Raw genomic sequence first — 20853 nt, forward strand, 5'->3', positions numbered from 1 at the left:
GTGTCACGTGTCGTCCCGTGACGCATTTCCCTCGACCAGTGCTGTGAGTGACAGACAGCTCTGGCAGCCGTAGATGTCGTCCTCGTTGTCCCCGAAGACACGGGCAAATCGTGACGTTGCGAACGCACCGCAATCGTTGCATACTGGCATTGTTCAATCACTTGGGAGGGCCTGGCAGGGACGAATCTGTGGTCGGTCGTTATCGGCCTCGCCCACGTTCTTCGCGGTCTCGATGTCGTTCGTTGGCCTGTGCCACGTCCTCGGAAGTGAGGTCGCTTCCACCGCTGCGGCGGGCACGGCGAGCCGCTGATTCGGCGACTTCCGCAGGTTCCTCGGTTGCCGCCTCCCGCAGTGCCTCTGCAGCCTCCGCATCTGGATCGACGTCGTCCTCAGCGGCTTCCGAACGGACCTTCGTCGCCTTCCCGGCGTCGACTGCTTCCCGTGCTCGACGCCGCGTTTCTCGACGGGATCGGAACGGATCTCGTACCATGTGTACTCTCTCCGCTGCTGAGCGGACACCGGAACTAACGCTCTCCGACTGCATCAAGTGCGAACATTTTAACGAACGAACAATTTCTGATTAACTGGGTGACGTCGGCCTCGGGAGCCTCCAACGACCGATGTACTGGTACGGTAGACACGTGCACTCGGTGGGTGTGACTCACATAATCAAAATCCCCTCACGTATTAAAATCGCCACAATTGATGGGTCTCGGTGGAGAGTAACCCAGTATGACGAACCACGATCTCGACAGGTGTCTCCAGCTCGTCTCCGACCAGCACCGACGTCGAATCATCCACCACCTGCGCCACGGGGCTACCGAAACCACGACGTTCGACGACCTCGTCGAGCAGATATCCAGTCAAACTCCCGACTCCAAAAACGGTCCACTACAGGACCGTGAAGAACTCGCCATTCAACTCCAACACACTCACCTGCCGAAGTTGGCAAACCACGGTGTTGTCGACTTCGATCACAGGAACGGGACAGTCCGGTACCGTCCTGACGAACAGGTCGAGACGGTACTCGACTCGCTCCCTGAGGAAGTGTCGCTGCCGAGTCCCTGACGCCAATACTCCCCGCGAGAGACACCGAGTCTTCCGGGTCGATGACTCGATATCGGATTCGGCCGGTGGTACTCTTGGCCAGCGAACTCGACCGAAACGGTAGCGACTCCATCAGACGAGTGGTGCCCGTCGGAATCGAAGAGCGCATCTAGTGCGTCCGTATCGACCGAGATGTACAGCGGTTCGAGTTTCGTTGGCTCACTGAACGACGCCCTTCGCGTCGGTAACCGGCCGTGACCTCCCCCTCTAGCGGCGGCAATCGTGAGTGAGACCGCCAAAACGTTGCTACGGGTACTCGGTCACGTCGGTTCTGATGGGACGGACTCGTGTGGATGGTTGGTCTGCTGGATCGGATACCGTCGAGTTCACTCCACAGAGTCGAGTCGCCAGGTGAAGATAGCCCTCAGCACCACGACCAGACTGTTCGTATCGCCCTCGCCCCAGATGGCGGTCTCCGACCGCGGATCGGACGGGCTCGCGTCCGTGCCGTTGACGAGCGCACTCACGAGGGTTTTTTGCCCGTCGACCAGCATGAGCCGTCCTGCCGACGTGTCCGACCAGACCCACAGCGACTCGAACATCGTTGCACCGGGGATCTCGTCCTGGATACGTTCCTGGACCTCCGTCGACACGCCACCGAGTTTGATCGAAACGCCCCGGTCGGCGGCCTCACCTAACCCCTCTATCAGGTCCTCGGTGAGCAGTTCTTCGACGGTCATGTAGACGATTTCCTCCTCCGCGCTGACGAAGAAGTCCAACACCCGCTCGGTGACCGGTGCCTGTCCGTCCACCGTCCAGACGCCTCGCTGTTCGGCCCGCCGTTCGACAGGTTCGAGTTCACCCAGTGCCGTCCGGAGGATTTCCGTACGGTGCTGGAGATCGTGTTCGAACGTCCGACTCGCGGTTTCGGCGGAGATCGCCCAGAACTGCTTGGGCGAAGATTGCTCGATATCGACGAGTCCCCGCTCATGTAACTCCTCGATCGCGTCGTAGACGCGAGTGCGGGGCACCGCCGACACCTGGCTGACGTCTCTAGCCGTCCCCGTGCCGAGGCTCGCAAGCGCGACGAACGTCCGTGCAGCGTAGGCACTCAACCCGAACCGTTCGAGTTGCTCGATCGCGGCGGTCTGGGGGTCTTCGATTGGATTACTGCTCATCTATCAGGTGAATGTGGGTCATTGTGAACCCAGCCACGGAGAGTGGCCGGGGTGGCACGCAACAGTCGGTGGTTGGGACACAGAACTGGACTGCGTGCCCGTTGATGGCTTGGCTCCCATCCCGTATATCTCTTTTGTGATTAAACGAGTTACTATTCGAGACATCCGATTTCCGTGCCTCTGTGTGTTGAACTCAAGTCTGCTTTATTGTCACTGGAAAGTTCACAACAGTTCCCCAAGCTCGTATAATATGCGGATTCAGTCGATGTCGTCCCCCGTGTCGCCTTCTATCCGTCCTTACCGTCATGACAGGAGTGACAATACCTATCCGTGCTGGGAGCAAACCATTCAGGGAATCACTGGGTACACCCAGTAGGTTGGGACACATGACCAAAGATGAAGGTTTGGAGGAAGCAGTCGAAGTCCTCCAGCAACTCGGCTTGAAAGAATACGAGGCGCGATGTTTCGTCGGCCTGTCCCGTCTCCACGCGGGCACAGCGAAGCAACTGAGTGAGATGACCGAGGTTCCCCGAACGCGCGTGTACGATGCGATTCGAGTGCTGGAAGCGCAAGGCCTGGTCGAGATCCAGCACTCGAGCCCGCAGCAGTTCCGGGCGGTTCCGCTCGACGAGGCGACCGAGACGCTGCGCGACCAGTACGAGGAGCGCGTCGAGCGCCTCCACGATACCCTTGATGCGGTTGAAGTCGTCGAACAGGACGACGAGACCCCAGTCCAGCAGATATGGGCGATGTCCGGACGGGACGCGATAGAAAATCGGACGGACCAACTCATCAAGGACGCATCCAACGAGATCGTTCTCGTCGTCGGCGACGAATCACTCTTGACGGATGATCTCGTCGCCACCCTCAACGACGTTGGGAACGGGATTGACCTTCTCATCGGCGCGCTGACGGAGTCGCTCCAGGATCAGATCCAGATAGCTGTGCCGGACGCTACGACGTTCATCTCCGGCCTGGAGTGGCTCCACGGCGAGGACGGCACTGCAGACGAGACGGCAATCGGCCGGCTCCTGCTGGTCGACCGCTCGACGATTCTCGTGAGTTCACTCGTTCCCGACACCAAGGACGAACGAGCGATATTCGGCGAAGGATTCGGGAACGGGCTGGTCATCATCGCCCGGCGGCTCATGGCACAGGGGTTGTTGACCGCCCGCGATCCAAAGCAGTGATCTCGTGACGAGCGGCTACTGGCTACTCCGTCAACGGATGCAACTGTCGGTGGATTCTTGAGCGCGTTCGTCGCAGGAACGGTCTTCGAGCAACTGGAGGGTAAGATACTCGCCGTTGTCGATGGTGATGCAACAGTCGTCGTACACGAACGAGAGGCGTCCACCCGTCCGAGGCGCTCCGTCGTACCGCGGCTCGAACAACGAATCCAACGCAGTCGGATCGACGACATCCGCCAGTGGTCGAAGCGAACATGGTTCTCGGCCTTCGACAGCGCTCACCACGCGTACGACGGCCGTGCTGACCGATTCATCCGGGCCGATTTCGTACTCCATAGTGTTGATTCGGGCTAGACAGACAAGAACTCTGGAGTTATTCACCCAATTTATCAAAACAGGACTCGGGTGGACGGGCTGGATGCGCATGTTGGCACCGCCAGGGTCCGTGGAGTACGGTTATCGGGGGAGATTCGGTTGGGGCAACGCTCCAGTGCAACTGCCTGCTCACCGCCAGTCCTATCGCCGATATCTACCTTCTCAGACCCACACTCTCGGGAGTTCTTCCGATACGACGCGGTAGCAACGGTCCATGTACCGGTTAGCTATTCTCGAGAGGGTTCGCCTCGATGACGCCGTCACAGGTGACCGTCAGCTCGAATCCGTGATACCTGAAGGAGATGTGGTCACAGGTACTGGGGCTGATAGGTGACCTCATCGCTAGTTCGTCGAGCGCAGCTGTCTCGATGACAGATTGGAGCGGTTTCAAGTTCTCCGGCTCTTTATCGAGGGCGGCTGCAACGACGGCAACGACCGCCAAGCTCGTGGAGTTACGGCTACTGTCGTAGGTAGCATGGAAAGATTCGCTCTCAGCATCGAATTCAAGCGGACTCAGTGACTCTGCGTACTCTGCACTTGTGGCCAGCGTTTTCGGATGCTCCATCGCTCAAACAGAATCCGTCTATGGGGTTGAGAGTGACTTTTGCTCTTGCCATACATTTATCACACATCTGATTCCGTGCTTACCCTTCAGGAGTGATTAGCGTGCTCGCTACGAGTCGTCGCATCCCGCGTTGTAACCGGGACGATACCGCCTGCCGGGTGATTCCAAGCTCCGCTGCGAGATCGGCTTGCGTGGCGTCGCGGGGCGAGTCGAAGTACCCATTCGAGTACGCCAGTACCAGTGCTTTCCGTTGCCCATCGGTTAGGTCGTACTCTCGATCGGACTTGAGTGATGAGATCGCGTGGAGTTCAGTCAGCTCGTTCGGGATGCCATGGTCCTGGCAGTACGTCTGGAAGTCGGAGAGGTCCTGTTGCTCGCTTGCTCGGACTTCGAACGTCCACTGCTTTTCTTTCCCGATACCGGAAAGGAGCGTGATCTCGGTGCTGACGATCGCTGTGAGAATGCTCTCGTGGGCCAGGTTCCAGTCGATACGGATGAACATCTGTTTCTCCAACCGGTCGATTACCTTGACCTGGTCGATCCCGGTATCAGCACTCAGATCTGTCGTGAGTTTGTCCGTGTCATCGGCGGAAATCCAGAAGTAGGGGATGACAGCTTCGCCCGTCGGCACAATGCGATCTAACTCGATTGTGACATCCGTTAACTGCTCAAACACAGCGCTCAACGGGAAATCTGCATGCTCCACGGTGAACGAGGCTTCGATGGCCATACCAACTGACTAGTGGGCCACACTCTTGGGTGAGTCGCTCCTGTGTCCGTGAAGGAACGCCCGACAGTCTATCCCCTGTACTGACCCTCCCAGATCGAGACTACGGAGGACCTCGTGGAGCGTACCGTCGTCACCCGCGACAGCCAGTCGATCACCCGTTCGCGACAGCGTCCTGCGCGAGCTGCACCGCGTGTTCGTCGTGTGTCGTTTCCTGGGTCGTAGAGTTCCGTTCGATTGCGGACCGACGAACGGCGTCGACGTGGACTGCCGTTCCACTCGTCGGATTGAGGATCGCACTGTTCGTCACCGTCCGAGTGGGTCGAGGTGGACCCGTTCTGGTCGTGAGGTGCTGGATTCATGTCGTCAGCCATCGTCGTTCTCGTCCACCTTCCACGTCCCCGGATCCCCTTCACGGAACTCTCCTTTTGCATGCCGTTCCCGGGGCCATAGCGCAATTACACTGGCGGCTATGTAGTAGAGAGCGATCGTAGTTACGACGAGAGTTCCAGGGACGACGGCGATGGTGGCTGTCGTCAGTGGACTCTCGTTCGGCGCGAACGCGGTTATTCGGAACAGCCACGCGACGAGCAGAACAGCCAGCAGTGGCAGGTAGATTCGCCGAAGACGGTTTGCTGTGGCTTCCAATGTGGATACTTTCAGCGTCGGTGTCCGATAATCTTGGCTGAGTTTGGTCCGCCAATCCTCGTGTTCAGCCCCCTCCGATGGGTCGAGTGCGGTTGCAAGCAAGTTCTGCTGGAAGAGACGCACTCGTGAGCGATAGACATCGTAGTCACGGTACCGCCGTGCTTCCATAAACAGGAAGAATGAGAGCGCTAGAACACCGATGAGGATGATGTAATGTGGGTTATCGGGACTGGAGAACGCCCACGTGAGAATCGCAGCCACGACCGTTACCCCCCACGTTGTCGTCTGGTCGAGACGTGACCGCCATGTGGTCTCCCGGTCCAGTTCGCCGCGATAGGCATCACCCAGTATCGAACTCATCTCCGTGCTCTGGTCGGCGATCTCGCTGCCAAGTTCGGCCTCCTCCGCTAGTTCTGAGTCGTCCGGCGTTTCATCGGCCATACGGAGCGGTACGGTACCAGCAGTGAAAGAGGTTCCACGGTCCGACTCTTCGTCGCTCTAGCGTACTCCGGTGTCGTTGAACCCCTCTCTACGCCTGGTGGTGTGCTGGGAAACCAGACTCTCACCGCCCCCCACGAAGATTCGTGTGAGACCGTGCTCGGCCGGGTGTCAACGCTAGAGGGATTCAACAGAGCCGAAGGGGCTTCGGCCTGACCGGCCGAGTGAACCACTGTCACGGACCGGTTCACCCGGTTACTCAAAAACAGGACGACAGTGAATACGTTGCGGGTTTAACTGCCACGGAGACGTAGATGAACTATGCTAACACCACTCGTGGCTCTAGACGGTGCTGTCGCGGTCCAGGCGGTACCGTTGCAGTTCGGAGGGAGTTTCATCGAGCTTGCGATCCTCTTCTTGATACTCGCGGTCGTCGCAGCGGTGCTCGGTGCCCGCGGTGTCGCCGGGCTCAGTATGGACATCGCAAAATGGCTCGTCATCATCTTCGTCGTCCTCGCTATCGTCACGTTCGTTCTGTAGACTCAGGATGATGCCTGTCCAGACCGTTCGAGGTGGCGACCGTTGATAGACGTCATGGCCGCCCTCGGGTTCGGGTTGTTGTTCGCGCTCCCAGCGTGGGTCGTCCGGGACGGCAGAGCCCGTGCAGCTGTTCCCGACCGGGTGCATCACCGGCTGGAACGACGAGTAGAGCGAGAAGGGGCTCAGGAAGGTTCGATTTCGCCTCGTTCATTGAAACGGATTGGTATGACGGTGTACGCACCAACCACCGGTACGCTGTGTCGGTTCGAGGCCACGGATGACACGGCACACAACCACCTCGAACACCAACGATAGCGATGGCGTATCAGACTACAATCGGCTGGTCGCTTCTGTCGTCGGGCATCGTAACCATCGTTCTCTGGCTCATTCCCGGAGACTCGGTCTGGTGGGGAGTCGGTCTCCTCATCCTTGGACTCATCGTGCTGTACATCCGCCGTAACGATATCGAGGAGGCGCTCTCCGCACTGACCGGGTGATGGTTCGACTCGGTACAGCGACTTCCAGTTGCGGTGTTCCGAAGTGTGCGCGACAGCCTCTGTCCGTACCCTCCGTCAGTCGTCGTAGAGTGGCGTGTACCGTTCACGACGTCCGCCGATTTGTCCGGTGCTCGGAACTGACTCGCGACGTTCCGACGGGAAGCGCTGCGAGCTCCACCTGCTCCATCCATCCCCCGTGGACTCAGGTGTTCCCGGAGCCGAACCGACGCCGGAAGAACCCCGAAAGCGAGTCGAAGTACCCGGAGCCACCGGCGGCCACGATCAGTCCGCCGACCGTGTTGAACAGCATGTCTGTGACGATGTCGTCGACCCCATAGACGACCAGCGGTGCCTCGATACCGAGTACCTGCGATAGCTGTCCGGTCGAGAACTCGAGGAGCTCCCAGACGACGGAGACAGCGAGGACGAACACGACGATGAACACGGGACGGACACTGGCCGGGACGTGAAGTTCCTCCGAGTGCTGCTCGAACCCACGGAAGACCGCGTATCCCAGCCCGGCGACCACTATCGCTGAGACCGTGTGTGTCACGCTGTCGAACCAGGAGAACCACGTGTACGGGCCGAGCGACCCGAGACTGTGCAGACTGACGGCGATGGTAATCCACAGGACCAGCGCGGGACTCATCGTGTACTCGTACTCCCGGCGGATCGCGGCCGGGATCAACGTGAGTGCCAGACCGAACGCGCCGTTGACAGCCATCCCCGGACGGAGCGTGACTACCCCGGCGAGGAAGATCCCCACCAGCACGGACTGCAGCAGTCGGGTCAGCAGGCGTTCACTCCGCTCGGAGAGGCCGATAGACTCGGAGAGCGTCATGATGCCTCCTCCGGGACGACTGGTCGGTGACGTGAACCGACGTGTTCGATACGGTCGAAGTACCACATGAAGAGCTGACCCATGACCAGACTGACGATCATCACGGTGACGAGGTCCCACTGGAGTTCGGCCTGTGAGTGGATAAACGAGGTGCCGAACCACTGGTCCGAATAGTAGCCGACGATCGTCCACCAGGACTGGAAGGCGATAGTCGTCATAACGGCGAACAGCACCGCAAAGCGTCGACTCATCTCCACGTCGGTGAACGAGTCGAGCTCGACGACAACCGCGAGCGCGACGGACGAGATGGCGACGTACCCGGTGACCTCCGGGGCGACGCCGAACGTCCGCGCGGTCACTCCGACAGCGACGACCAACCCGAGTGGCCACGGGAGCATCACACGCCAGTCCCGCCGTAGTACCGCCGGAATCACGAGGATTCCGGCAGCGAACAGTGCGAGCAAACCCCAGAGTAACGGCGTCATGAGGAGGCTAACGCCGGCGACCAGGATCACGACACCGACGAAGACCCATCCAAGCGTTGCGTTCGTTGTCACGTTTCGTGCGAGCGAGTGTGTGATAGGCATTGGTAGCGGGGGTTTTTCTCACGGCCGACTAGTCCAGCGAGAAGATTCCACCCGACGCGGTCAGCCGTGCGACGGTGGAGAGCCGGAACATGTAGGCGGTCAACACGAGGTAGGGCGCGATGGAGACCGTGAACGCCACCGCCACGAACGGCTGTAGCAGCGGGATGCCGAACATCAACCCACTCGGGATAACCTGTCCGTTGATCGCGATGATCATCGAGGCGTTGAACAGGATGGCAGGGAGCGCGACAGTCAGCAGCGTCTGGGACAGCTTCGAGACCTCCTTGGTGTAATACAGCGTTTTGAAGTACTCCTTCCCGATGGCGAACAGTTCGAACGCATCCATCAGGTCCTCGAAGCGTTCGGCCGAGGTATCGCTGGAGGAAATAATCGTCCGGGACCCCTCGATGTGTGAGCCGTAGTCGAACCCGAGTCCCTTCCAGAGGATGGCGAATTCAGCGCCGGACGTCTCATCGACTGCCCCGAGCTGTCTGGCGGCGTCCGAGACCACCCCCGAGTACTCGTCGATCTCCTCGATGAGCTCCTTATCGGCACCGTCCAACTCGTCGGCGAGCGCGTCCGCGCGGGTGCTGATGATCCTGGACATGACCGTGAGAAACGACCCGGGGTCGGTCGGGTCCTCTCCGGCGGTGGTCAATTCACTGAGGTCCCGGCGGAAGTTGATCGCGCCCTGGACGCGGTCCTCCTGGTTGGTGACGGAACTCATGTCGTGTGAGAGCACGATCGAGTTGATCGAGACGACGATGGAGACCAGGAGGATCATCCCGCTCAGGAACGTGTTGAGAATTGTCTGGATAGTAGAGGTGTCCGTCAGCAGCGTCTGCATCTCGAAGGTCCACACCGTGGAGATACCCATGAAGGTCGCGAATACGAACGTGAGCAACGCTCCCGTCACTGCCAGCCGGTCCCCCTCGAGCAGGATCCACCGCTTCAGTGCGAATCCGCTGCTCCGACTCGGGACGGGAAACCAGTCCCGCCAGCGGCTGAACCTCTCGGCGATACTCATGATACCGGCCTCTGAGCGCTACGGCTGGGGGGACTTGCCCGTAATCGAGAATGCATACGATACGGTACGGTCCACAGCCGCAAAATCTTGCGGGTGTGTACCAAGGATGGTTGCGTACGTGGTGGCGTCGCAGGTCACGCGCCGCACCTCCGTTCACCCGCCGGTGTCGAAGGTCTAGGGCCTGTCACGGAAGAGTGCGAGATGCCGGAGCGCCATCCGATTCTCGGCACCGCCGGCGAGCGAGCCCGACAGCACACCGAGCGTACTGATGAACGCCCCAACACGGACAAGGTCGACGAGTCCGACGGTGGGGTCCTCGAGGCTCGGCCAGTTCGTCATCAGGTTCGGTGGGAAGACGGCGAGTTCGATCAGGAACATGATCGACCCGACGATGAGGAAGAGCCCCATCATCGCCACGACGAGGATGAGAAACACGGTCACGTTCACCAGTGCCATGTGTTCGGTGAACACCTGGCTGTCTTCTCGCGGGAACGTCAGACGCTGAACGTACAGGAGATGGACTGCGGCAGCGATGATGCTCCCCATCGCGAAGAGCGCAGCGGTACGGTTGGTCAGGTTCAGCCCGACGTCCCACGCCTCGGCGCTGAACACGAGTATCAGAGCCGGCGTCACCGCGGCCGTCGAGAGGCGAGGTAGTGAGAACGGGAGCAGCGGTGCGCGACTCTGTATCATTGTCGTGGCGACGATACCCGGATTCCGCACGAGGCTCACCGCGTGAAACGCCAGCCGTCGAAGCCGGCCGCGCGAGACATCCGCCTGGGGGATGTGGCTCGCAATCCCGTCGAGATGCTCCGTGACGTCCGCATCGAACGGCGGGACGCTCCGTCGGGACGGGTCGAACGAGAACGGAGCCATCACCCCGCCATCATTGTGGTCCGCACGGAACACGTGCCCCAGGAGATGAACGAGGAGAGTCGCAGCGTTCCAGCGGACGGCCGGTGAATCGAGCTCCCGGACCGCCTCACGGTCGTGAGTCTGCAGGAGTCGTCGCGTCGAGACGACGACGACGCGGGCGAGCGGGGAAGCCAGTCCCTCGACGGTTCGCTCTTCGCGCGTGGTGAGTGGCACATCGGTCACGACGACGACCACGTCGTACGGGCGTTTCGTCATGTGAAGCGCGGCTTCGTCGAGGAACTCCGACGGCCGTCGGGAAGCACGGTCGGTGAGCGGGGCCGGATCCGCACAATGGACCCGCCACGCTGCGTCCGTGGCTGCCGCCAACTCGTCGACGCCGTCGCGGGCCATCCGCTCGGCGAACGACCGGAGCGGCTCGACAGCTCCACCAGGTGAGTGCGCGACGAGGACTCCCACGTCAATCCGTGACTCGGCCTCGTCGTCGCGCCAATCATACACAGCCGGCTGGTCGGGCTGGTCCGCTGCATCGCCCGCAGGTGCCCCACCGCCTGAGGAGTTCCGTTCGGCGTCGGAGATGTCGTGAGTCATCGTCTGAATGTCTACTAGTGCCGGGCAGACTCACAGATACGCATCGTCCCACTCGTCGGCCAGGTGAGAGTTGCCACAGTCCCCGCACTCGAGTCGGTCCTGCCCGTCGGCGGAGACGTTCGTGCTGCCACACTGTGAACAGAAGTAGCCGTACGCGTCCTCCTCGTCCTCCGCAGCGTACACCGGGAAGAACGGGGCCTCCCTGCCGGGAATGCTCTCGTCGCGGTCGAGGGGTCGGTCGACCCCGTCGACGGTGACGGACGCAGGGACGGCGACGGTGGGTTCGGACGATGTCTCCGTCCCTTGACCCTCGGCGAACATGGTGACACCGAACTCCTCCCCGCCGACCATGATCCGGTCGTGGCCGCTCTCTTTGAGGCCGAACCCCTTGAGGAACTCGCCGCCCTCGACAGCATCCTCGAGCACAGACGCCGCAATCGGCCTCTCGACGAACTCCTCGCGAACGCGATCGATCAGTGCCGTGGCGATGCCCCTGCCCCGCGACTCCGGGTCTACGTGGAGCCACCGGATAGTCGCTCGTGTTCCGACTTCGACGGTGATGAACCCGGCAACCGTCGTTGTGTCGTCGACCGTCTCGTCGACGACGAGCACCGTCGTATCAGGGTCGGTGAGCAGGTCTTCCAGAGACGTATCGTCGAACTCCTGTTCGAGTATCGTCTCGATCTGCTGAGGGCTGAGCGAGTACGACGATTGCAGGGAGTCGCGCGCTATCGCTCTGATACGTTCCCGGTCGTCGGACTCCGCTGGGCGAACCTCCATACGGTATGTTATCGTCGAACAGGGATAAGTCGTCGCCCGGTCCGTTCGTCGACGGTGGTCGGAGCGTGCCTCGTGGCGTCGAACGCCCGGGAACCCACCGTCCCGAACGACGCTGGCGACCGGCGCAGTTCGCGTGTGAACGTGGGAGTCGATCAGCTGAGCATGAGCGGTCCCATCGAGAGCGTCTGCTTGGCGAGCGTCGCGAGCCGCAGGATGTAGGCCGCGAACAGGAGGAATGGTAGCGTCGAGACGGCAAACGCAGCGCTAACGACCCAGAGAATGCTCTCGATGCCGAGGAACGTGCCGGTGAACGTCGTCGCGTCGACGAAGACGACCATCCCCCCAGCGACGGTGAACGCGATAACTGCGGCGTACAGGATGGCTCGTGAGAGTTTCACCAGTGCCCACTGGATGTAGAGGTCCTTGACGTACTCGCGGACCACCCCGTACATCGTAAGTGCCTCGAGCAGATCCCTGAACGCGGTCCGTTCCGCGTCGGTGAGGGAGTCCTCGTACGCCATCCCCAGCCGGCGAACGTCGTGCATCTTCCGGTCGTAGCTGTAGTCGAGTGCGGGAGAGACGACGTCGAAGGTACCGAAATCCGTGTCTTCGAGGTGGCCGCGTGCGTGGTCTGCGTTCTCCAACAGGTCGGTGACGTACTCGTCCACCTTCCTGTAGAGCTCCTGGTTTCCAGTTTCGGAGACGGTGTCTCGCAGTATCTTCGCTCGCTGTTCGCTCGTTTCGATGAGTGCGTCGAGGTAGTCCGCAGGGTCGGCGGGCGTCGTCGTCCCGAGGAGGCTGTCGGTGTTCTGGCGGAAGTCCATCGTCACGTCCATCCGACCGCGTTGTTCGCCGAGGGAGCCGATTTCCTGGGAGAGGACGAGCTGATTGATCGTGACGACGAGCGTCGTTCCGGTGATGATCGCGCCGACGAGACCGGCGAACACCGTCTCAATCATGTCGCTCGACTGCATGGTAGAGAGCAACGACACCGGCTTCAGCACGCCCCAGATCATGAACACGAGGAAGATCAGGAACGCGAGCGCGCCAGCGACGACCCACCGGTTAGCCCCGAGCAGCAACCAGAACCAGTACTTGTTGACGTCCGTCCGTTCACGTAGCGTGCTGTCCGTCGAGAAGTCACTCATGAGAGACTGGGCGTTTGAACAGCAGTAGTTTCGTGCCGCCACCGTCGTAGCTGATAGTCCCTGTGAGTTCCCAGCCCGCTGCACCGAGCCGGTTGAGTTCGTCCGTCGGATCGACCGTCTCCCGCTTGGTCAGGCCCTTCGGCGGTTCGAGCGTCTTGTACTCCCATTGCTGGTGCATTTCGGTTCCCATGATTCGTATTCGTCTCTCAGGGTGATGACTCTGCTGACGAGCCGCTTCTCGCCGTGTACTGATTGAGAACGGAGCGGTGTGCTCGTGCTTCGTGCATCTGGCAGTTCGAATTACTCACGAAACAGACTCTCCGATGGGACCACCGATTCCCACCCGAGTCGGCTCTGGTGTTCGAGACCCGGGTCGGGAACAATAGATTGGAATCCCAGACGGGAGCCAGGCGGAACTGTAACGCCTCAGCGCTGGGATCCGCGGAGGAGCAGCGGCTCGATGGCGAGTGTCCGTTTCGCGATGGTGAGGATGCGAAGGACGTACGAGACGAACAGCATGAATGGAACGAGCGTCACCGCAAACGCACCGCCCACGACGAGGATGATGTGATCGAAACCGAGTGTGCTTCCCGGGAACGTCCCCGCATCGACGATCGCAACCATGATACCCGCAACGGCCACTGCCGGGACTGCAGCATAGAGGATCATCTGAGACAGGCTGATGAGTGCCCACTGGAAGTACAGCGTCTTGATGTGTTCCCGCGCCGGGCCAAAAAGGGACAGCGCTGTTTTGAGGTCGTCTAGCAAGCCGTGTTCTTCCTCGGTGAGGCTCTCTTCGTATTCGTGGGCGAGCCGTTCAACTTGGAAGATTTTCCAGCTATAGTTGAAATTCAGTGCGGCGAATAACACATCGAACGTGCCGAACTGCGCTCCGTCGAGTTGGTCACGTACCGCGCCAGCGTTCCCAGTGACGCTCTCAGTGAATTCATCGACCTCATCTCGGAGGTCCTCATCAGCGTTCTCGCCAATAGACTCTCGAAGAGCCGTGGCTCGTTGTGCCGTGACCCCGATGATCTGCCTGAGGAATTCGGATGGATCGGCAGGACTCGGAGCCCCGATCAATTCTTCGGTGAAGTCCCGGAAATCCATCGAACTGGCCATGCGCTCGCGTTGGTCGCCGAGCGGGCCGTTCTCCTGAGTGAGGACGAGCTGACCGATCGTGACGACGAGCGTCGTCCCAGTCACGATGACCGTGATCATCGTCGAGAACATCGTGTCGATCATGTCGCCGGACTCGATCTGCAGTGAAAACGGTGGATGGAGGACAGTAACGGCGATAACGAACACGACGAACACGGCACAGGTCAGGACACTGGAGACGAGAAGGCGGTTCGCGCGAAGCAGCACCCAGAGTCTTATCCGACTCCCCCCAGTGCGCTCACGCATCGTGTTGGCCGTACTGATGTCGGTCTCGTCAGTCATACTGGCTCACCTGACCGGGCAGGTCGCTTGAATACGAGGTACTTCGTGCCGCCTCCCTCGTAGTCGATTGTCTCCACAAACTCCCAGCCCTCCGCACCGAATTGGTTCAGCTCCGCTTTCGGGTCCTCTGCTTCTTTTTGGGTCTCATCGCGTGGCGGGCGAAGCGTCTGGTACTCCCAGCGGGTCGTTTCTGATTCGGACATCACGACTAGTAGGGACTGCAGCCTTCTATACCCCGCTCGACTACCGGGGTGGAGCGGATATCTCGACCCTGTTGAAACCCTCAATCGGTGACAGGTTCCAGCGGTCGTGGTGAAGACAGCAGACGGTGGTCCTTCATATCAACGACGAAACAGTCGTTAGTGAGGTGTGCCTATCGAGCGTCGATGAGTTTCTTCCTCCCCGTAGAGCGGATGAGAGTCACCAGCGACGTCGATCCCTCCGAGCGCACCACGCTTGATCGTACGTGATGCGACGTGGCCGACCAGTTCCACCGATTCCGGATGGGCGCATCCATGTGCGCAATCGTCGCCGTCCCGGGCGGGACGGACGTCGTCGCGATGAATCGCGCCGGACGCGACAGCACGTCGCCATCCCAGTAGAGGCGCGACCGGACGTTCTCGATGGCATCACAGAAGCTGGTCGGGTTCCGGCCACCGTCAACGAAGAAGAACCGAATCTCCTCGTCAGTCTCGACACTCGGACGGCAGCGCGAGAAAGTGATATCCCGGCGGCCCGGCCACCGTCGCCGCGACTACGAGCTGGCCGGTGTCCCCGCGACGGCTGTCGTCTCAGGCCGGAGACATCGAATACCCCGGTTCCCTGTCGGCCAGCTTCTGGACGTCCGCTTTCAGTCGACCGGCCTGTTGCAACCGTCGCGTTCGCGCCTCCGAGTCGCTGAGCTTTTGCGGCCCGGAGAGGCTGGACGAGAGTGGCTCGTACGCCGCGGTATCGAAGCCCAGATCCCGGAGATACGAATCGACGTCCGGGGATTCGAGCCCGGATTCGATCGCTTCTCGGCTCAGTTCACGGAGAGCCTCGAACTCCGGGATCCGGATACGGTCCCTCTCGATCGTCGGCGTTCCGTACTCGACCGAAGCCGTCTGTGTGTGCGAGACGAGGTTCTCGACGTCGGTCGCGAGTCGGATAATCTGGCTGGGGAGCGTGGCGTCCGGGGCCCGCCACTCGACAGTCGGCTGGCACTCTCGAAGCCGGACTGGGTTCAACACCGTATCCTCGGGCGTGAACAGTTCCTCGACCGTCTCGGGGGACACACCTCTTTCGGCAGCCAGCTGCTTGAACCGGTCGTACTTCTCGTCGACGCGATCGCGCCACTCCGCGAGGCTGTCCGCGTAGTCCCACAGGTCGGTGTAACAGCGGAACTCGTCTCCACAGACCGTCCGGTATACGAGTGCGCGCGCCGAGTTTGGTCCGCGTATCCCGGTGTAGTAGGCCGAGGAACTCACCAGCGCGAGTGCCGGGTCAAGCGCAGTCAGGAGGTTGAGCTGGTCGAGGACGTTCTCCTGCTCGAAGTGGATGTGCGTTCCGGCGCAGTTTTTCGCGCTTTGGACGCCGCTGCCGTAGATGGTCTCGAAGGCGCGGCCACGCTCGCAGTTCGCCGGGGCGTCCGACGTGGTCAACGGCGTACCGAGCGGAACGAGGCGTTTACTGGCGCGCTCCGCGGCCAGGACCGCCGTCTGAAGCGTCGACTGAAGATCGCGTCGCAGGCCACGTTCGCTCGTGTGCGGTTCCGTCTTCACCTCGATGAGCGGGTCGATGAACTCGGGCTCTATCTGCCGGTGTGCTTCGGTTATGTCCGTCCCGTCACACAGTCGTCCCGCCTCGTCGACGACCCACAGTTCCAGTTCGACACCAATGCGTAGTGTGTACATGAATTACCTCCTCGCCGCCTGGGTCGCCTCGTTGGCACCCATGAGACGAAAGAATAGTCGCTGGCCTTATCTAGATGTGACATATTCACACAGACTGGGACTGTTGCTCACACACCGTGTTTTTGATTAAGCGAATAACGCGATCGGTACACGATAGTCGCCATTGAAACTCATTGCACACCGGCTCGCGAGAGGTCGGTCGGAACCGGGCGACTGCGCCCGGTTCTGACTGCCAGCATGCGAGTGGTGTGTAAAGTATTCCACGAACAGCGGTTCGAGACCGGGGTCGTCCGGCGGACCACGTCCATTCAGGCGGTCGAAGCGTCCGATCCGAGGAGGACCGGGAAGATATCTCGGTAAAAGTGGATGAAGACGACCAGTACGACGGGGGCGAGGAATATCCCGTACCAGCCGAATGCCACTGCACCGAGCACGTACGTCATGAGCATCAGTCCCATGTTGAGTTCGCCCTTCGAGACGTACGACCGGATGAACATGTCGGGGATGATGTCGACCATTACCAGCGTCACCAGGAAGAAAACCACCGGGAACCAGAGGGGGCCCCCGTCACCTGCCACACTTTGCCAGACGAGAAAGCCGGTGTAGGGGAAGTAGATGAGTTTCGTACCGATGGCCGGAATGAGGGTGGCCACACCGGTCAGGAGCCCCAGGAGGATCGGGAATCGGACGCCCATCTCGGGCGGAGCGGCGACAGCCAGGCCGTAGAAGACACCGACGGCGATGAGACCGGTCGCCACGATCGTGATGAGGTTCCCCGTATAGATCGTCGTCAGGTCGTCATCCACATCCTCCATGAAGGTCACGGCGGCGGGCTGGTTCTCGAAGCTCCGCCGGAACCAGCGGGCTATCTTGTAATCGTCACGCAAGAGGTAGAACGCGAGCGTGAAGATGACGAACAGACGCAGTAACCAGGCCACAGCCGCAGCACCGATCCCCTGCACCGTGGAGGCGTTGGTACGGAGGATATCGAGGACCCCTCGTCCGTCAGCCCCCGGAACGAGGTCGAGATAGGGCTCCAGCACCGTCCTGAACTGTTCGAGATCCGTGACCGCGAACAGCCGGTCGACCTCGTGAACCCCGACGAATACCGCATACGCCAGGATGATGAGAACCGGCAACCCGACGGTCAGGAGCGTGAGTATCGCACTGAGGTTCGAATGACCACTCCGTTGGTCCACCCAACGGTAGATCGGTCGCGTCGCATAGTAGAGGAAGAAACCGACGACGACCGCACCGACGAACGAGTACAGGACGTACGCTACCGCCACCGTTATCACCACACCGACGAGGATCCAGCCCACCGAATCGTGCCGGCCAGTCAGCGGAGACACCATCCGATTCAAACAACCTCCTGGACGGAACCCGCTAGTGGGGTCAGTGGTTGCTCCCACTCTCTGCCGTTGTCGAATACCACCCGATCGGATTGAGGGTGGGCCAATAGCCGGTGTAGACATCGGGCCTCACCGTTCACTCGGACCTCGCGATACCGGTTCTGACCAACCGGTGACGTAGCGAGCGACGGAGAGCCACCATCACCGGATCGAGTAGCGTCCCAGACGAGAACCCCCCGGCTGTAGCCGGAGGATGTCGGCTCTGTGCCGGCTGGCGTCGTCTCCTCGTTCAGGAGAACCAGGGGAGGAGGCCCTTCTCTATACATAGCTGGCTGTAGCCTTGACCACGTAGTAGTCGATCTGGAACTCCTGCTCGTCGAAGGTTGTAGCCCACTGCCACGTCTCGCCAGTATCGAGGCGCTCGTGGCTGCTCTGTTCGCTCGCCGAGTCCAACAGTTCGTCCTCGCTCTCGTTCCTATCGTGGAGGGTCACCTCGACCACTACGTTCTGGAGCGGGCGGTCGCCCGTGTTCCTCGCGTCGCCCGCCACTACGAGCCCTTTCTGGCCCGCCCGCTGGAACGTGAACCCGTCGATGATGAGTTCCTCGGACTCCTGTGGTGTGACTGTCCCGACCGGATCTTCGAAGGGGCCTGGATTCTCCGGCGCATTGCGCACGAGAGTTACCGAGACATCCGCCTCATCACCATCGGAGGCGGTACAGCCCGCGAGACTGACGGTTGCCGTTCCAACACCTACCGTCTGAATGAATTGTCTTCGCTTCATTGTATTTGATGCGCGGCCTGGTAGGCATCTGTATACTGCTGGATTTTTCGGTAAAGCAGGTAGCCGAAGCCCCCCACGTACAGTACCACAAAGACGAAGAAGGCGAGAAGTTGTGGGAGGCCGGTCACGGCCTGGATCAGCCCGCTGCCGATTCCCACTGTGGTGTTGTAGGTCGCGTGGATCACCGCGGCGATGATGAGCCCTTTCACGATTATCGGACCGCGGTTCCCAGGGTTGAACTTCGCCAACCCGAGGTAGTAGCCCGCGAACGACGAGTAGATGACGTGCCCGGGCCCGGCTAACGCGCGGGTCGCAGTGATATCACCGCCGATACCGATCAGGTCCAGACCCAGAGACAGCCCGCCGACCTCTCCGACGACCCGACTGATGTAGATGGCGTTCTCGATGGTAGCGAACCCCAGTCCGGCGACAGCGCCGTACACTGCGCCGTCGATAACGGCGGCGAACCGGGCGTCGTTGTACGCATAGAGCCGTACAGCGAGCAGTTTCACCGACTCCTCCACGGGACCCACGACGATGTAGAAAAACAGCACCATCCCGATACCACCGAGCGCCGCGAAACCCGGCTGAAGCAAGCTATTGAGAACGGCAGCGAACCCCGCGGTGAGTACGCCAAGGATGAAGGTAGCTGCGAGCAGCGATAGCGGTTCGCTGGTCGTTACATCACTGTACCAGACGTACCCCGCCAATGCCAGCGCGGGCAGGGCGGAGAGGAGCGTTAGTACGCCGAGTGAGGGATCGCTCAGAATACTGAGTCCACCGACGGCGAGGAATATCACTAGGGCGAGCAGGACCAGGAGAACCTGACCGGTCCGAACCGCCACCCAGTAGACCGCGACCGAGGCACTATCGAGGAGTGACCGCCGTTCCCACGATGCGATCCCGTAGAGGTCCTGCTCGTCGTCCGCGGCCTCGACAGGGTCCGTATCTTTTTCTGAGTCTTGCATGTGGTTTCTGTCAGAAAGTGGTTCGCTTTTTCAGCGAAGTAAAGAATGAACCTAGCAATCGATGCCTCACAGACCCTTAGTTAGGTATGAACTCTGGACGAGCGTCAAACCACAGTTTGTCTCAGTTAATCAACTGTGAGGCCTGGAGTGACAGAACGACGTTCTCATACTAACTACACGCTCTGTACGCACCTTTGGAAACGCTGCTGGCAGAACAAACCTCCGCTGGCGACAGAATGATTACTCGTAGACGGTAGGATGAGCTAGATATGTGCTCGAGGCCTTCTTCAAACGTCCGAAATCACGTGCGTAAGGTGGTGAACGATAGGCACATGTTTCTGACGGTGGCTTGTAGGACGAAGGTACCAAGCGCCCTACCGTCGAATTAGAGGGAGAACTGTTCCTTCGCCCGCTTCTTTCGGTGCCCTCAGAGGGTGTATTCGGTACGGGGATGGTCATTCCACCATCACTCAGGTGGCAGGTCACTTCTCTTCATCAAGCCACGCCTCCTTTGCGTCCTCGGCCGACTCACCGACCTTCCGACCACGGAAGCCGAATATCTCACCGTATCCCGACTGCGACATCAGGACCGGAACGAACGATTCGTCGGCGAGGAGAAACCCCTCCTCCGATTTTGCGTATGCTTCTCCCTCCTCAACTCGCTCGAAGTTCCGTGCGAGCAGTTCGTACGTTTCGTCCCCGGGCGGCTTCTCGATTTTGTCGAAAATCTCGAAGTAGTTCGTCACAGGAGCATGCATCGGAGGCTCCTCCGAGACCGCACCCTCGTTGTTGAGGAACGCCTGGATCAGCATCTCGGCTTTCGCGACCGAGTTCGGTTGCTGGACCTTCCCAGTCTCGATAGAGACGACCGGTCCAGTCGAACTGAACGCTCCGTCGACGACTGGCGTCTCATTGATAACATAGGCAATCGGGAGCTGTGAGACGATCTCAAGCGCGCGGGGCTTCCCCTCTGAGACGAATGCGACCGGCTCGGGGGTCGCATGGGTCGTATGGAAAGAGATGGTATCGCAGTCGGCCGTCTCCGCCACGAGTTGGGCGGCGAGGCGCCGCTCACGGTCGTTGGCTTTCGGGTCACCCGGGAACACCCTGTTCATGTCCACGTCGAGAAAGCGGCGATGCAAGATAGACGCCGGCGGATTCGCGACGATGAACTTTACGGCCCGCTCAAATTCGGGCGACGGCTTGAGGATACGCTGGATCGCGCGGGCGCCTGTCGGTTCGTCTCCGTGCATGTTGCAGACCACAGCGAGATCCGCGTCGCCCGGGCCGAATTCCACAACGTCAGGGGCAATATCCTGGTCGAACATGTAGTCGATAATAGACTCTACATGCGTAAAGTCCCCCC

25 protein-coding genes are annotated in these 20853 nt (G+C 60.5%); 4 read left to right on the forward strand and 21 right to left on the reverse strand.

What is annotated here, in order from left to right; translation table 11 throughout:
* Positions 1 to 3 precede the first annotated feature (3 nt).
* Positions 4 to 150 (reverse strand): DUF7563 family protein, encoded by a 147-nt coding sequence (locus tag NO345_RS20020; protein WP_438266782.1) that lies wholly within the window; start codon positions 148 to 150, stop codon positions 4 to 6.
* Positions 151 to 732: 582 nt separating this feature from the next.
* On the opposite strand from NO345_RS20020, the gene NO345_RS18755 reads away from it, so the two are divergent.
* Positions 733 to 1068 (forward strand): DUF7344 domain-containing protein, encoded by a 336-nt coding sequence (locus NO345_RS18755; protein ID WP_256301818.1) that lies wholly within the window; start codon positions 733 to 735, stop codon positions 1066 to 1068.
* On the opposite strand, the gene NO345_RS19925 is transcribed toward NO345_RS18755, so the two are convergent.
* Together NO345_RS19925 and NO345_RS18760 are read right to left on the reverse strand one after the other, a co-directional pair.
* Positions 975 to 1346 (reverse strand): HalOD1 output domain-containing protein, encoded by a 372-nt coding sequence (locus NO345_RS19925; RefSeq protein WP_368407900.1) that lies wholly within the window; start codon positions 1344 to 1346, stop codon positions 975 to 977. The genes NO345_RS18755 and NO345_RS19925 overlap by 94 nt on opposite strands.
* A gap of 87 nt (positions 1347 to 1433) precedes the next feature.
* Positions 1434 to 2225, reverse strand: coding sequence for a TrmB family transcriptional regulator (locus tag NO345_RS18760; RefSeq protein ID WP_256301820.1), 792 nt, complete (start codon positions 2223 to 2225; stop codon positions 1434 to 1436).
* 386 nt (positions 2226 to 2611) lie between these two features.
* Between NO345_RS18760 and NO345_RS18765 the strand changes: the two genes are divergently transcribed.
* Positions 2612 to 3415, forward strand: a complete 804-nt coding sequence (locus NO345_RS18765; protein WP_256301822.1) for a TrmB family transcriptional regulator — start codon at positions 2612 to 2614, stop codon at positions 3413 to 3415.
* A 30-nt stretch (positions 3416 to 3445) separates the two neighbouring features.
* On the opposite strand, the gene NO345_RS18770 is transcribed toward NO345_RS18765, so the two are convergent.
* The 4 genes from NO345_RS18770 to NO345_RS18785 all read right to left on the reverse strand — a co-directional run bounded on the left by NO345_RS18770 (position 3446) and on the right by NO345_RS18785 (position 6168).
* Positions 3446 to 3748 carry a HalOD1 output domain-containing protein gene (locus tag NO345_RS18770; protein ID WP_256301824.1) on the reverse strand — a complete coding sequence of 101 codons (303 nt, stop codon included), beginning with the start codon at positions 3746 to 3748 and terminating at the stop codon, positions 3446 to 3448.
* A gap of 262 nt (positions 3749 to 4010) precedes the next feature.
* Positions 4011 to 4352 carry a HalOD1 output domain-containing protein gene (locus NO345_RS18775; protein WP_256301826.1) on the reverse strand — a complete coding sequence of 114 codons (342 nt, stop codon included), beginning with the start codon at positions 4350 to 4352 and terminating at the stop codon, positions 4011 to 4013.
* Between the two features lie 79 nt (positions 4353 to 4431).
* On the reverse strand, positions 4432 to 5082 hold the full coding sequence (locus NO345_RS18780; RefSeq protein ID WP_256301828.1) for a helix-turn-helix domain-containing protein: 651 nt from the start codon (positions 5080 to 5082) through the stop codon (positions 4432 to 4434).
* A gap of 363 nt (positions 5083 to 5445) precedes the next feature.
* The gene (locus NO345_RS18785) at positions 5446 to 6168 is read right to left on the reverse strand and encodes a DUF2270 domain-containing protein (protein WP_256301830.1); all 723 of its coding nucleotides are present in this window, start codon (positions 6166 to 6168) and stop codon (positions 5446 to 5448) included.
* Positions 6169 to 6486: 318 nt separating this feature from the next.
* On the opposite strand from NO345_RS18785, the gene NO345_RS18790 reads away from it, so the two are divergent.
* Together NO345_RS18790 and NO345_RS18795 are read left to right on the forward strand one after the other, a co-directional pair.
* Positions 6487 to 6705 carry a DUF1328 domain-containing protein gene (locus tag NO345_RS18790; protein WP_256301832.1) on the forward strand — a complete coding sequence of 73 codons (219 nt, stop codon included), beginning with the start codon at positions 6487 to 6489 and terminating at the stop codon, positions 6703 to 6705.
* Positions 6706 to 7022: 317 nt separating this feature from the next.
* On the forward strand, positions 7023 to 7202 hold the full coding sequence (locus tag NO345_RS18795; protein ID WP_256301834.1) for a hypothetical protein: 180 nt from the start codon (positions 7023 to 7025) through the stop codon (positions 7200 to 7202).
* Between the two features lie 202 nt (positions 7203 to 7404).
* Here the strand turns inward: NO345_RS18795 and NO345_RS18800 are convergent, their stop codons facing one another.
* The 14 genes from NO345_RS18800 to NO345_RS18865 form a co-directional block, all read right to left on the reverse strand.
* Positions 7405 to 8043, reverse strand: a complete 639-nt coding sequence (locus NO345_RS18800) for a DUF2238 domain-containing protein (protein WP_256301836.1) — start codon at positions 8041 to 8043, stop codon at positions 7405 to 7407.
* Positions 8040 to 8600 carry a hypothetical protein gene (locus NO345_RS18805; protein WP_256301838.1) on the reverse strand — a complete coding sequence of 187 codons (561 nt, stop codon included), beginning with the start codon at positions 8598 to 8600 and terminating at the stop codon, positions 8040 to 8042. The genes NO345_RS18800 and NO345_RS18805 overlap by 4 nt, the downstream gene beginning before the upstream one ends.
* Positions 8601 to 8658: 58 nt before the next feature.
* A complete protein-coding gene (locus NO345_RS18810) occupies positions 8659 to 9657 on the reverse strand; it encodes a DUF7972 family membrane protein (protein WP_256301840.1) in 999 nt (332 codons plus the stop codon).
* Between the two features lie 174 nt (positions 9658 to 9831).
* Complete coding sequence (locus NO345_RS18815) at positions 9832 to 11121, reverse strand: zinc metalloprotease (protein ID WP_256301842.1); 1290 nt, start codon at positions 11119 to 11121, stop codon at positions 9832 to 9834.
* 30 nt (positions 11122 to 11151) lie between these two features.
* Entirely contained in the window at positions 11152 to 11901 is a 750-nt protein-coding gene (locus NO345_RS18820) for a GNAT family N-acetyltransferase (protein ID WP_256301843.1), read from the reverse strand.
* Between the two features lie 152 nt (positions 11902 to 12053).
* Positions 12054 to 13049, reverse strand: coding sequence for a DUF7972 family membrane protein (locus NO345_RS18825; RefSeq protein WP_256301844.1), 996 nt, complete (start codon positions 13047 to 13049; stop codon positions 12054 to 12056).
* Positions 13042 to 13239, reverse strand: coding sequence for a DUF4177 domain-containing protein (locus NO345_RS18830; protein WP_256301845.1), 198 nt, complete (start codon positions 13237 to 13239; stop codon positions 13042 to 13044). Before NO345_RS18830 ends, NO345_RS18825 begins: the two co-directional genes overlap by 8 nt.
* Before the next feature lie 236 nt (positions 13240 to 13475).
* On the reverse strand, positions 13476 to 14492 hold the full coding sequence (locus NO345_RS18835) for a DUF7972 family membrane protein (protein ID WP_256301847.1): 1017 nt from the start codon (positions 14490 to 14492) through the stop codon (positions 13476 to 13478).
* Complete coding sequence (sp36, locus tag NO345_RS18840; protein ID WP_256301849.1) at positions 14489 to 14695, reverse strand: Sp36 family protein; 207 nt, start codon at positions 14693 to 14695, stop codon at positions 14489 to 14491. The genes NO345_RS18835 and sp36 overlap by 4 nt, the downstream gene beginning before the upstream one ends.
* A gap of 588 nt (positions 14696 to 15283) precedes the next feature.
* Complete coding sequence (locus tag NO345_RS18845; protein WP_256301851.1) at positions 15284 to 16384, reverse strand: glutamate--cysteine ligase family protein; 1101 nt, start codon at positions 16382 to 16384, stop codon at positions 15284 to 15286.
* Positions 16385 to 16692: 308 nt separating this feature from the next.
* Positions 16693 to 17706 (reverse strand): AI-2E family transporter, encoded by a 1014-nt coding sequence (locus tag NO345_RS18850; protein ID WP_256301853.1) that lies wholly within the window; start codon positions 17704 to 17706, stop codon positions 16693 to 16695.
* Between the two features lie 348 nt (positions 17707 to 18054).
* A complete protein-coding gene (locus NO345_RS18855) occupies positions 18055 to 18519 on the reverse strand; it encodes an FxLYD domain-containing protein (protein ID WP_256301854.1) in 465 nt (154 codons plus the stop codon).
* The gene (locus tag NO345_RS18860; protein ID WP_256301856.1) at positions 18516 to 19487 is read right to left on the reverse strand and encodes a PrsW family intramembrane metalloprotease; all 972 of its coding nucleotides are present in this window, start codon (positions 19485 to 19487) and stop codon (positions 18516 to 18518) included. The genes NO345_RS18855 and NO345_RS18860 overlap by 4 nt, the downstream gene beginning before the upstream one ends.
* 482 nt (positions 19488 to 19969) lie before the next feature.
* Positions 19970 to 20815, reverse strand: coding sequence for a M14 family metallopeptidase (locus tag NO345_RS18865; protein WP_256301858.1), 846 nt, complete (start codon positions 20813 to 20815; stop codon positions 19970 to 19972).
* Positions 20816 to 20853 lie beyond the last annotated feature (38 nt).

Source organism: Haloarchaeobius salinus, from assembly GCF_024464185.1.
GTDB lineage: Archaea > Halobacteriota > Halobacteria > Halobacteriales > Natrialbaceae > Haloarchaeobius > Haloarchaeobius salinus.